8 protein-coding genes are annotated in these 13,061 nt (G+C 70.2%); 5 read left to right on the top strand and 3 right to left on the bottom strand.

What is annotated here, in order from left to right; genetic code table 11:
- Positions 1-79: 79 nt before the first annotated feature.
- Positions 80-1,609: a helix-turn-helix domain-containing protein gene (locus SAVERM_RS11835; RefSeq protein ID WP_037649985.1), complete on the bottom strand. Its 1,530-nt coding sequence runs from the start codon at positions 1,607-1,609 to the stop codon at positions 80-82.
- Between the two features lie 64 nt (positions 1,610-1,673).
- A complete protein-coding gene (locus SAVERM_RS39965) occupies positions 1,674-1,871 on the bottom strand; it encodes a DUF4236 domain-containing protein (RefSeq protein ID WP_010983699.1) in 198 nt (65 codons plus the stop codon).
- A 590-nt stretch (positions 1,872-2,461) separates the two neighbouring features.
- On the opposite strand from SAVERM_RS39965, the gene acnA reads away from it, so the two are divergent.
- The 3 genes from acnA to SAVERM_RS11820 all read left to right on the top strand — a co-directional run bounded on the left by acnA (position 2,462) and on the right by SAVERM_RS11820 (position 7,572).
- Complete coding sequence (gene acnA / locus SAVERM_RS11830; RefSeq protein WP_010983698.1) at positions 2,462-5,179, top strand: aconitate hydratase AcnA; 2,718 nt, start codon at positions 2,462-2,464, stop codon at positions 5,177-5,179.
- 132 nt (positions 5,180-5,311) lie between these two features.
- On the top strand, positions 5,312-6,037 hold the full coding sequence (locus tag SAVERM_RS11825) for a response regulator transcription factor (protein ID WP_010983697.1): 726 nt from the start codon (positions 5,312-5,314) through the stop codon (positions 6,035-6,037).
- Positions 6,034-7,572: a sensor histidine kinase gene (locus SAVERM_RS11820; RefSeq protein ID WP_010983696.1), complete on the top strand. Its 1,539-nt coding sequence runs from the start codon at positions 6,034-6,036 to the stop codon at positions 7,570-7,572. Before SAVERM_RS11825 ends, SAVERM_RS11820 begins: the two co-directional genes overlap by 4 nt.
- Positions 7,573-7,622: 50 nt before the next feature.
- Here the strand turns inward: SAVERM_RS11820 and SAVERM_RS11815 are convergent, their stop codons facing one another.
- Positions 7,623-7,994 (bottom strand): hypothetical protein, encoded by a 372-nt coding sequence (locus SAVERM_RS11815; protein ID WP_037649987.1) that lies wholly within the window; start codon positions 7,992-7,994, stop codon positions 7,623-7,625.
- A 334-nt stretch (positions 7,995-8,328) separates the two neighbouring features.
- Between SAVERM_RS11815 and SAVERM_RS11810 the strand changes: the two genes are divergently transcribed.
- Positions 8,329-9,399: a lytic polysaccharide monooxygenase auxiliary activity family 9 protein gene (locus SAVERM_RS11810; RefSeq protein WP_042492959.1), complete on the top strand. Its 1,071-nt coding sequence runs from the start codon at positions 8,329-8,331 to the stop codon at positions 9,397-9,399.
- A gap of 327 nt (positions 9,400-9,726) precedes the next feature.
- Entirely contained in the window at positions 9,727-13,041 is a 3,315-nt protein-coding gene (locus SAVERM_RS11805) for a GH92 family glycosyl hydrolase (protein ID WP_010983693.1), read from the top strand.
- Positions 13,042-13,061 lie beyond the last annotated feature (20 nt).

The raw sequence follows: 13,061 nt of genomic DNA, 5'->3' as shown, positions 1-13,061 counted from the left end.
GAGAAGTCCAGAGATGCCGCCGCACCCCTTCCAGACCCGCATCAGAGCAGGTCAAATGGGGTACGGCGGCACCCGCCGCTCAGATGTCCCGGAAGATCTCGATCTGCGCGCCGATCGTGTTGAGACGCTCGGCCAGATCCTCGTAACCCCGGTTGATGACGTACACGTTCCGCAGGACGGACGTGCCCTCGGCCGCCATCATCGCCAGCAGGACGACCACGGCGGGCCGCAGCGCGGGCGGGCACATCATCTCGGCGGCGCGCCAGCGGGTCGGCCCCTCGACCAGGACCCGGTGCGGGTCCAGCAACTGCAACCGGCCGCCGAGGCGGTTGAGGTCCGTCAGATAGATCGCGCGGTTGTCGTAGACCCAGTCGTGGATCAGGGTCTTGCCCTGGGCGGAGGCCGCGATCGCCGCGAAGAACGGCACGTTGTCGATGTTCAGGCCCGGGAACGGCATCGGGTGGATCTTGTCGATCGGCGCCTCCAGCTTGGAGGGCCGGACCGTCAGGTCCACCAGACGCGTACGCCCGTTGTCGGCGAAGTACTCCGCCGAGCGGTCCTGGTCGAGGCCCATCTCCTCCAGGACGGCGAGCTCGATCTCCAGGAACTCGATCGGCACCCGGCACACCGTCAGCTCGGACTCCGTGACCACGGCGGCGGCCAGCAGGCTCATCGCCTCGACCGGGTCCTCGGACGGCGAGTAGTCCACGTCGACATCGATGTTCGGCACGCCGTGCACGGTGAGCGTCGTGGTGCCGACGCCCTCGACCCGTACGCCCAGGGCCTCCAGGAAGAAGCAGAGGTCCTGGACCATGTAGTTGGACGAGGCGTTTCGGATGACCGTGACGCCGTCGTGGCGGGCGGCGGCGAGCAGCGCGTTCTCGGTCACCGTGTCGCCGCGCTCGGTCAGCACGATCGGGCGGCCGGGGGTGACCGCCCGATCCACCTGGGCGTGGTAGAGACCCTCGGTCGCGGCGATCTCCAGACCGAACCGGCGCAGTGCGATCATGTGCGGCTCGATGGTGCGCGTCCCGAGGTCGCAGCCGCCCGCGTACGGCAGCTTGAAGCTGTCCACGCGGTGCAGCAACGGCCCCAGGAACATGATGATCGAGCGGGTGCGGCGGGCCGCCTCCTCGTCGATCGCCTCCATCTCCAGCTCGGCCGGCGGCACGATCTCCAGATCGACGCCGTCGTTGATCCACCGGGTGCGTACGCCGATGGAGCCGAGCACCTCCAGAAGGCGGTACACCTCCTCGATGCGGGCGACCCGGCGCAGCACCGTGCGCCCCCGGTTGAGGAGCGTGGCGCACAGCAGTGCCACGCATGCGTTCTTGCTGGTCTTGACATCGATCGAGCCGGACAGACGGCGTCCGCCGACCACCCGCAGATGCATGGGACCCGCGTAGCCCAGAGAGACGATCTCACTGTCCAGGGCTTCACCGATTCGAGCGATCATCTCAAGGCTGATGTTTTGATTGCCGCGCTCGATGCGATTGACGGCGCTCTGACTGGTGCCGAGCGCCTCGGCGAGCTGCGCCTGAGTCCAGCCCCGATGCTGCCGGGCGTCACGGATGAGCTTGCCGATGCGTACGAGGTAATCGTCTGCCATGAGGCTGAGGCTATCTCAGATATGAGATGGTGCTCGCTGGGGGGTCCGCTCGGGTGATGAGCTGTCAGTGGCGCTTGTCCGTACGGGTACGACGCCACCCGAAAGGTCCGGGCAAATCCATCGATGTCGTACGTCGTCCGGTGCTGCTGTGGGTGTGGCGAGGCCCGTGCTTGCCGCCGGTGGTGAGGGACCAGGAGTGCTTGTTTATGTTCAGGCGCACCCCGGGGAGGATGCGGAAGCTCTTGCGGAATGTGAGTGGCATGCGCGCCCCCTTTCGTCCCGCACCGAATACCCGGAAAATGCGCGGGCATGGCAGCGCGCTGCTGACCTGTCTGAGCCGATCCGTCGATTCGTCGATCCGACGGGCCCTGCCCGGACCGGATGATCCGGGCCGGACCGGACGCGTCTGCCGGTCAGTTGACCGCGGCGGCGAACATTCGAGGCACGCTCCGGTGAAGGCGCCCGTCCGCTCCGGGGTCGGACGCGGTCCGCGCCCCGGGAGGACACAAGCGCGGTGATCATGGGGATCATCGGCAGTCAGGACTCGTACGGAACACGGACGGCGGACCCTCGCGTCGGAACCGCCGACCCGGAAAGACTGAGTAGCAGCCACCGATGCCCCAGAAAGGCTGGGACTGTCCCAGGTCCGGAGAGGCAGGTCACCGCGGTCCGGGCATGACCAGCCCGCCCCCATGTACTAGAGTTATCTCGACATCGAGATATCTGCCGAAGGCGCCCCGCAGCCGCCAGCTTGGTAAGGGTGACCTAACTTAGCCTTACCTTAGCGGATCGGCCCATGGTCGTGGCGGCAGGATTGCGGTGGGTACGCGCACATGAATGAAGGAGACTGTCGTGTCGGCGAACAGCTTCGACGCCCGCAGCACGCTGCAGGTGGGCGACGAGTCGTACGAGATCTTCCGGCTGGACAAGGTGGAAGGCTCGGCTCGCCTTCCGTACAGCCTGAAGGTGCTGCTGGAGAACCTGCTCCGCACCGAGGACGGCGCGAACATCACCGCCGACCACATCCGGTCCATCGGCAACTGGGACTCCCAGGCGCAGCCCAGCCAGGAGATCCAGTTCACGCCCGCCCGCGTGATCATGCAGGACTTCACCGGCGTGCCCTGCGTCGTGGACCTCGCCACCATGCGTGAGGCCGTGAAGGAGCTCGGCGGCGACCCCGCGAAGATCAACCCGCTGGCGCCGGCCGAGCTGGTCATCGACCACTCCGTCATCGCCGACAAGTTCGGCACGAACGACGCCTTCGCGCAGAACGTCGAGCTGGAGTACGGCCGCAACAAGGAGCGCTACCAGTTCCTGCGCTGGGGCCAGACCGCCTTCGACGAGTTCAAGGTCGTCCCGCCGGGCACCGGCATCGTCCACCAGGTCAACATCGAGCACCTCGCTCGCACGGTCATGGTCCGAGGCGGCCAGGCCTACCCGGACACCCTGGTCGGCACCGACTCCCACACCACCATGGTCAACGGCCTCGGTGTGCTGGGCTGGGGCGTCGGTGGCATCGAGGCCGAGGCCGCGATGCTCGGCCAGCCGGTCTCGATGCTCATCCCGCGCGTCGTCGGCTTCAAGCTCACCGGTGAGCTCAAGCCCGGCACGACCGCCACGGACCTCGTGCTCACGATCACCGAGATGCTGCGCAAGCACGGCGTCGTCGGCAAGTTCGTCGAGTTCTACGGCGAGGGTGTGGCGGCCACGAGCCTCGCCAACCGCGCCACCATCGGCAACATGTCGCCGGAGTTCGGCTCCACCGCCGCGATCTTCCCGATCGACGACGAGACCCTGAAGTACCTGCGCCTGACCGGCCGTGACGAGCAGCAGGTCGCGCTCGTCGAGGCGTACGCCAAGGAGCAGGGCCTCTGGCTCGACCCGGCCGCCGAGCCCGACTTCTCCGAGAAGCTCGAGCTCGACCTCTCCACGGTCGTCCCGTCGATCGCCGGCCCGAAGCGCCCGCAGGACCGCATCGTCCTCGCCAACGCGGCCCAGCAGTTCGCCCAGGACGTCCGCAACTACGTGGACGAGGTGGACGAGGCGGGCAAGGAGTCCTTCCCGGCCTCCGACGCCCCCGCGCTCCGCCCCAACGGTGCGCCGAGCCGCCCGACCCTCGTCACGGCCCCCGACGGCTCGACGTACGAGATCGACCACGGCGCGGTGACGGTCGCGGCCATCACCTCCTGCACCAACACCTCGAACCCGTACGTCATGGTCGCCGCCGCGCTCGTCGCGAAGAAGGCCGTGGAGAAGGGCCTGACCCGCAAGCCGTGGGTCAAGACCACCCTCGCCCCGGGCTCCAAGGTCGTCACCGACTACTTCGACAAGGCGGGGCTCACCCCCTACCTCGACAAGGTCGGCTTCAACCTCGTCGGCTACGGCTGCACCACCTGCATCGGTAACTCCGGCCCGCTGCCGGAGGAGGTCTCCAAGGCCGTCAACGAGCACGACCTCGCGGTCACCTCGGTCCTCTCCGGCAACCGGAACTTCGAGGGCCGCATCAACCCCGACGTCAAGATGAACTACCTGGCCTCCCCGCCGCTGGTCGTCGCCTACGCGCTCGCGGGCTCCATGAAGGTGGACATCACCAAGGACGCGCTGGGCATCGACCAGGACGGCAAGCCGGTCTACCTGGCCGACATCTGGCCCTCCGAGGCCGAGGTCAACGACGTCGTGGCGAACGCCATCGGCGAGGACATGTTCAACAAGTCCTACCAGGACGTCTTCGCGGGCGACGCCCAGTGGCAGGCGCTGCCGATCCCGACCGGCAACACCTTCGAGTGGGACCCGCAGTCCACCTACGTCCGCAAGCCCCCGTACTTCGAGGGCATGGCGCACGAGCCGTCCCCGGTCACCGACATCACCGGTGCCCGCGTGCTGGCCAAGCTGGGCGACTCGGTCACCACCGACCACATCTCCCCGGCCGGCGCCATCAAGGCCGACACCCCGGCCGGCAAGTACCTCACCGAGCACGGTGTGGAGCGTCGTGACTTCAACTCCTACGGCTCGCGCCGAGGCAACCACGAGGTCATGATCCGCGGCACGTTCGCCAACATCCGCCTGCGCAACCAGATCGCGCCGGGCACCGAGGGCGGCTACACCCGCGACTTCACCCAGCCGGGCGCGCCGGTGTCGTTCATCTACGACGCCTCGCGCAACTACATCGAGCAGGGCACCCCGCTGGCCATCCTGGCCGGCAAGGAGTACGGCTCCGGCTCGTCCCGCGACTGGGCCGCCAAGGGCACCGCGCTCCTCGGCGTCAAGGCCGTCATCGCCGAGTCGTACGAGCGCATCCACCGCTCGAACCTCATCGGCATGGGCGTCCTGCCGCTCCAGTTCCCGGAGGGCGCGAACGCCGAGTCCCTCGGCCTCACCGGCGAGGAGACCTTCTCCTTCACCGGCGTCGAGGAGCTCAACAACGGCACCACCCCGCGCACGGTGAAGGTCACCACCGACACGGGCGTCGAGTTCGACGCGGTCGTCCGCATCGACACCCCCGGTGAGGCCGACTACTACCGCAACGGCGGCATCATGCAGTACGTGCTGCGCAGCCTGATCCGCAAGTAAGCGGTCCGGCAAGGCAGTTGAGGGCCGCATCCCCGTCGCCGGGGATGCGGCCCTTCGCCGTTCATTTCAGGACATGGCCTGAGCTCAGGCGGAACACAGCGTTCCCTCAGGTGACCGGGACACGATCGATACATGTCTGGCACCCCTGGGCCCCGAAACGGCCGCGTCCGTGTGCTCATCGTCGACGATGAACCCGCGCTCACCGAGCTGTTGTCCGTGGCCGTCACCGAAGCGGGCTGGCGGCCCTACCCGGCGGCCGACGGCCACAGCGCGCTGCGCCTCGCGCGCGGCTGCGCCCCGCACGCGGTGGTGCTCGACGGAATGCTGCCCGACCTGGACGGACTCCAGGTGCTGAGACGGCTGCGGTACGAGAGTCCGAAACTGCCCGTGCTCATGCTGACCGCCCGCGACGCGCTGGAGCGCCGCATCGAAGGGCTCGCCATGGGCGCGGACGACTATGTGACGAAACCCTTCTCCCTGGAGGAGGTCGTCCTGCGGCTGCGCGGGCTGCTGCGGCGGGCCGGCACCGCGGGGGCCCGGGCCGACGACTCGGTGCGGGTGCTCGGCGACCTCGTCCTGACCGAGGAGACCCGCGAGGTGCACCGCGACGGCACGCCGATCGGGCTCACGGCCAAGGAGTTCGACCTGCTCGCCCTGCTGCTGAACCACCCGCGCCAGGTGCTGAGCAAGGCCCAGATCCTCGAGCACGTGTGGAGCAGCACCTTCGACGGCGGCGGCAATCTCGTGGAGGTGTACATCTCCAACCTGCGCCGCAAGATCGACAAGGGGCGGGCACCGATGATCCGCACGGTGCGCGGGCTCGGCTACGCCATCAGGTCCGCGGAGGACGGCAGATGACGGCCCGGCCGCGAGCGCGCTCGCTGCGGACGCGGCTGCTGCTGTTCATCGGTGTCACCCTCGTCGTCGTCTGTGCCGCGATGACGCTCACCACGGTCTTCGCCCAGCGTGCCTATCTGCTCGGCAACCTGGACGAGCGCGTCACCGACGCCGCCGAGCGCAGCCAGGGCGGAGCCGGGCTCCATCCGGAGAACGACACGGACCTGGGGTTCCTCCACGAGAACGGGCAGCCCGCCGGCACGCTCGCCGCCCGGCTCGACGTCGACGGGTACATCACCGCCGCCGAGGTCGTCAGCCAGGACGCCCCGCCGCGCGCGCTCACCGCCGCCCAGCGCGCCGCTCTCGACGGCATCGCGACCGACGGCTCGAAGCACACCCGTACCGTCCCCGGCCTCGGCACCTACCGGGTCACCGCGCTCGACAGCAAGGGGATCCGGGTCCTCACCGGACTCCCGATGGGGGACGTCCAGGACATGATCGGCGGCCTGGTCCTGGTCGAGGCCGTCGTGGCGGCGGCCGGTCTCACCGCCGCGGGCTGTGCCTGTGCCGTCGTCATCCGGCGCCAGCTGCGGCCGCTGGGGCGGGTCGCCGCCACCGCCGTGGAGGTCTCCCGCTCCCCGCTGGGCCACGGCAGGGTCACCGGCCTCACCAGGGTCCCCGACCGCGACGCCGACCTCGGCAGCGAGGCCGGACAGGTCGGCGCCGCCCTCAACCGGATGATCGACCACGTCGAGTCCTCGCTCGCCGAACGCCAGCGCGGCGAGGAGGAGATGCGCCGCAGCGAGGAACGCATGCGCCGCTTCCTGGCCGACGCCAGCCATGAACTCCGTACGCCGCTGGCCTCCATCGCCGGGTACGCCGAACTCATGAACCGCGGCACCGAGCGGATCGAGCCGAACCTGGCCTGGCGCCGGGTCTCCGCCGAGTCGGCACGCATGACGGGTCTGGTGGAGGATCTGCTCCTGCTCGCCCGGCTCGACGAGGGGCGGCCGTTGCACTCGGCCGAGGTCGACCTCGCGGGGCTGGTCGCCGAGGCGGTGTGGGACGCGCGGGCCGCCGGGGACACCCACGACTGGCAGCTGGCGCTGCCGCTCGACGTCCCGGCGCTCGTCATCGGCGACGAGGCCCGGCTCCATCAGGTCGTGGCGAACCTTCTGGCCAACGCGCGCGTGCACACGCCACCGGGTACGACGGTCGTCGCCTCGGTGGAGGCCACGGGCGGCTCCTGCACCATCCGCGTGCGCGACGACGGTCCCGGCATCCCGCCCGCTCTGCTGCCCACGGTCTTCGAACGCTTCACCCGCGCCGACGCGTCCCGCTCCCGGGCCTCCGGCAAGGTGGGCGGCTCGGGCCTGGGCCTGGCCATCGCCGCGGCCATCACGGCGGCGCACGGCGGCCGCATCCATGTCGACAGCGCCCCGGGCCACACGGAGTTCACGATCGAACTGCCCCTGGCCCCAGAGCCGGAGCCCACGGAACTGGCGGCAAGCCCGGCACTGTCCGGTGCCCTGGAGGCCGCGCGGGCACATCCCTAGGCTTCCCGCTCGTCACCGACGTCCCGGGCCATCCCCTGGATCACCCTGAATCACCCCTGGATCCAGCCGAACGCCTGCCCCACCACGAACGGTATCGGCACCAGTACGGTCATTCCCAGCCACGTACGCATCCGCCGCCCCTCCTGCCGTGGCATGAGGACGTCCACCACCAGCACCAGCCCGAGGACCGCCGCTCCGCCGAGCACGGCGCCGATCGTCACGCCGGTCGTGTGGCCGGGGGCCTCCCCGGCGCAGGCGAACCCGCCGTCGCAGCCGGCCTGCGGGTAGGGGGTCAGCAGCCGGCACAGGCACAGGGCCGGGAGGATCGCGAGCAGCCCGATGAGGAGGTTCGCCAGCGCCGGCCCCCACAGGCCGTCGTCGGCGTCGGCCTCGCGGTCGTCGCCCGCATCCGGTCCCCGCACCGCTTCGCTTCCTCCCTGCCCGTGCTGTTCGCACAGGTAGATGTCCCTGGAGCAGAAGAGGTTCCTCGCCAGTTCCCGGGCAGTTCCCAGGCGTTTCCCCGACGGTTCCTCGGCAGGGCGGTCCAAGGCGGGGCGCCGGCCCCAGGAGCGGCGGCCGCACCCGCCCGGGCGCGGGCCTCGCGTGTCAGACGTTTACAGGGGCCCCCATCCGCGCTAGTTTCACGAACGAGTGAGGTGGGAGCGCTCCCATATTCCGGCGGACCGGAACCCGCCGGAGGGTACCGCTCCCACCTCGCGCGGAATCCCCACGACTCCGACCAGAGGGATGTTTGTCATGCTCCCTACAGTCGCACGATTACCCCTCTCCACCCGCCACAGAGCCCTCCTCCTCGTCCTGCTCGCCCTCCTCACCACGGTCCCGGCCCTCGGCCTGGTCGTCACGGCGGGCGGAAGGGCGGCAGCCCACGGCACCCCCATGAAGCCCGGCAGCCGCACCTTCCTGTGCTGGCAGGACGGACTCACCGACACCGGCGAGATCAAGCCCGTCAATCCGGCGTGCAAGGCCGCGCAGCAGGTCAGCGGTACCACGCCGTTCTACAACTGGTTCTCGGTGCTCCGCTCGGACGGTGCGGGCCGCACCCGGGGCTTCGTGCCCGACGGCGAGCTGTGCAGCGGCGGCAACCCCAACTTCACGGGCTTCGACCTCCCGCGCAGCGACTGGCCGCTCACGCACCTGACGTCGGGCGCGACGGTCGACTTCTCCTACAACGCCTGGGCGGCGCACCCGGGCTGGTTCTACGTCTACCTGACCAAGGACGGCTTCGACCCCACCAAGACGCTCACCTGGAACGACATGGAGGACCAGCCGTTCCTGAGCGTCGACCACCCGCCGCTCAACGGCAGTCCGGGCACGGTGGACGCCAACTACTCCTGGAGCGGCAGGCTTCCGTCGGGCAAGTCTGGCCGCCACCTCGTCTACATGGTCTGGCAGCGCTCGGACAGCGCGGAGACGTTCTACTCCTGCTCCGACGTCGTCTTCGACGGCGGCAACGGCGAAGTGACGGGCGTCCACGACCCGGGCAACCCCACCGAGCCCCCGCCCGGCGTGTGCTCCGCGACCCGTCGTACGACGGGCAGCTGGCCCGGCGGTTATCAGTCCGAGGTCACCGTCACCAACACCGGTGACGTCCCGATGCTCGGCTGGATGGTCGACTGGACGCTGCCGAGCGGCCAGACGGTCGACAGCCTCTGGAACGGCAACGCGACGTACCAGGGGCAGGACGTGATGGTGCACAACGCCGACTGGAACGGGTCGCTGGACCCGGGGAGGAGCGCGACGTTCGGATACGTCGTCAGGGGCTCCGGCGGCGATCCGTCGACGGCGCTCGCCTGTCAGGTCGGTTGACGGCGAACTGCTCGGGGCGGACCGGGTGGCGCGGTGCGGCTCACCCGGTCCGCGAGCCGGTCCGGCCTGGGGGGAGTAGGCCGGACCGGGTGAAGCGTGGCTTGTGACGACCAGTGGCGGCGACAACGTTGTCTGAGTGGTCTGTACATGACTCTACTCCGGTAACCGACAACGATGTCAAGCCAGTTGACCAGGATGAGCGGTGGTATGGGGGCGCGTCTGCCGGCTCGTACGCGGTCTTCCGTGGTACCGGTGGCGCACGTTACTGTCCCTGCGGCTTGTGTGACCTGTGGTGCGCGACCCGTCCGAAGGAGGAGGGGCCGCGTCATGCGTTTCCGTCCGTCATCTGTCCTGCTGGCCGTCACCCTGGTGGTGGCCGGCGGCGCCACCCCGGCGCTCGCGGCGACCACCGCCCCACCGGACCTCGTCCGGGACCCCACCACGTACGTCGATCCGCTCATCGGCACCACGAACGGCGGCGATGTCTTCCCCGGCGCCGTCACCCCCTTCGGCATGCTCTCCTGGAGCCCCGAGAACACCCGCGGCGACGCCACCCGCACCGCCGCCCCCGGCGGCTACCAGTACGACGCCACCCGCATCCGCGGCTTCAGCCTCACCCACATGTCCGGCACCGGCTGCGCGGGCGGCAGCGGTGACATCCCCTTCTTCCCGTACGCGGGCGACGTCACCTCCTCCCCGGCGAGCGACACCAAGGACGCCGTGTACGCGGCCGACTTCAGTCACCAGGACGAGACGGCCGAGCCCGGCCACTACAAAGTGGGGCTCTCCTCCGGTGTCACCGCCGACCTCACGGCCACCGCGCGCACGGGCTCGGGCCGCTTCACCTACCCCGCGGACAAGCCGGCCTCGCTGCTGATCCGCACCGCCAACTCCGAGGTGGGCTCGACCGATTCGTCCGTGCGGATCGACCCGGCGACCCGCACGGTCTCCGGCTCGGTCACCTCAGGCAACTTCTGCGGCTACCTCGATCCCGAGGGCCGGCGCGGCTACTACACCCTCCACTTCACCGCCCGCTTCGACCGCGCCTTCAAGTCCACCGGCACCTGGCAGGACGACAGGCTGAACCCCGGCTCCACGGAGGCGAGCGGCGGCACGGGCGGCTTCTCCCAGGGCGGGCGGCCCGTCGCCGGCAAGGGAGCGGGCGGCTATGTGGAGTTCGCTCCCGGCTCGGGACCGGTCAACGTCAAGGTCGGTATCTCGTACGTCAGCCAGGCGGGCGCCGAGGCCAACCTCGCGGTGGAGAACCCCCGCGGCCGCTCCTTCGAGGCCGTCCGGGACGCGGCGCGCCGTGCCTGGCGCGAGCGTCTGGGGGCGGTCGGGGTCGGCGGCGGCACGGCGGAGGACCGCACCACCTTCTACACGGCTCTCTACCACGCCCTCCTGCACCCCAACGTGATCAGCGACGCGGACCGCAGATACCGGGGCAGTGACGACAAGGTGCACGTCGTGGGCCGCGGGCACCGGGCCCAGTACGGCACGTTCTCCGGCTGGGACGTCTACCGCTCCCAGGTGCAGCTGCTGACGCTGCTCGATCCGCGCACCGGGTCCGACATCGCGCAGTCGCTGCTCGAACTGGCCCGGCAGAACGGGGGAATCTGGGACCGCTGGCTGCACGGCGCGAGCGGGACACACGTCATGAACGGCGACCCGTCCCCGGCCGCCCTCGCCGGTATCCGTGCCTTCGGCGGCACGGACTTCGATCTGCGCGGCGCACTGGACTCGTTGGTGAAGGCGGCGACCGTGCCGACGTCGCAGGACCTGTCGGCGGCCGGGAAGCCGGTCCTCTCGGTCGGCCAGCGTCCCTCCCTCGACAAGTACCTGAACCGCCACTACATGCCGTCCGTCTCCAACGCGTGGGGCGGGGCCGCCGAGACCCTGGAGATGTCGGGCGCCGACTTCGCGCTGTCCCAACTGGCGCGGGCGGCGGGGGAGAAGGAGACCGCGGCGACCTTCGCCCGGCGCTCCCAGTGGTGGCAGAACAACTTCAACATCGCGGCCGCCCCGTCCCCGAGCGCCCGGGTCGGCTCGGGCAAGGGGTACCTCAACAGCGGCTACATCGCCAACCGGAAGGCCGACGGCAGCTGGGTCACCGGCTTCACCCCGGCCACCGGCAACGGCTTCGTGGAGGGCACGGCGGCCCAGTACACCTGGATGGTGCAGCACAACCCGGCGGGACTGTTCGCGGCCATGGGCGGCCGGGACGCGGCGCTCGACCGGCTGGACGCCTTCTTCCACGACTCCGACGGCAGCTGGGCCTTCACCGGCAGCGGCGGCGACAAGTCCGAGCTGGACAACGAGCCGTCCATCAACGTGCCCTACCTGTACGCCTACGCGGGAGCGCCCTACAAGACGCAGGAGACGGTCCGCGCGGCGATGGACAAGCTGTGGTCGACGCGGCCGGGCGGCATTCCGGGCAACGACGACCTCGGCGCGATGTCGTCCTGGTACGTCTTCTCCGCGCTCGGCATGTACCCGCAGGTCCCGTCCCGTGCCGAACTCGTGCTGGCCTCACCGCTGTTCCCCCGCGTGGAGATCAGGCGCCCGCACGGCAACGACATCGAGATCCGCGCGGCGGGCGCGGCGAAGGACGCCCCGTACGTGCGGTCGTTGAAGGTCGACGGCCGCACCAGTGACCGCTCCTGGCTGCCCGCCTCCTTCGTACGGGACGGCGGCCGCCTCGACTACACCCTCTCCGCGACCCCGAACCGCGCCTGGGGTGCCGACGCCGCCGACGCGCCGCCGTCCTTCCGCGCGGGCGAGCAGCCGTACCAGATCGGCGTGGGCCCCACCACGGCCACGGTCGCGCCCGGCGGCAGCACGAAGATCGACATCAGGGCGCTGGCGCTCAGCGGCGGAACGGGACCCGAGGTGCGCTTCCGCGTCGAGACGCCGGCCGGCGTCACGGCCACGCCCGCCGAGGGCACGGTGTCCGACGGCGCCCAGCAGATCACGGTGACCGCGGCCGACGCGGCCAGGCAGGGCTTTTACGACGTCAAGGTGACGGTGACGTCGCCCGACACGTCGTACGAGCAACCGGTGGCCCTGACGGTGGCCGCGCCCGGCTCACTGCTGGCCGCGTACGACAACACGGGCGTCTCGGACGACGTGGGCGACCACGACGAGGCCGACTACGACGGCGGGGGCTGGAGCTACTCGCGCCAGGCGCTGGCGGGCGCGGGTCTGACCCCGGGCACGCAGGGCACGGTGAACGGCCTCACGTTCACCTGGCCCGACTCCCCGGCGGGCCGCCCCGACAACGCCTCGGCGACCGGCCGGACCGTCGAACTCCCCACTCCGGCAGCCGAACTGAGCTTCATCGGCAGCGCGGTGAACGGCAACCAGCAGACGAAGGCGACGGTGACGTACACCGACGGCAGCACGGACCCGGTCGACCTGTCCTTCACCGACTGGACCGTCGGCGGAGGCGGCGGCACGGTCCAGTACGGCAACGAGGTCGTCGCGAGGACGCCGTACCGCAATGTCGCCGGCGCCGACAAGGACCCGGTGGCCACGTACGTCTTCGCGACCAAGCCGTACACGGCCCCGGCCGGCAAGAAGATCAAGAGCATCAAGCTCCCCGACAACACGGACCTGCATGTCTTCACCCTCGCCGTGAACTGACCTCCGGGACCTCGGCCACG

The organism is Streptomyces avermitilis MA-4680 = NBRC 14893 (genome assembly GCF_000009765.2).
In the GTDB taxonomy this organism is placed as follows: Bacteria; Actinomycetota; Actinomycetes; order Streptomycetales; family Streptomycetaceae; genus Streptomyces; species Streptomyces avermitilis.
This window is presented reverse-complemented; position numbering and strand designations above follow the sequence as displayed.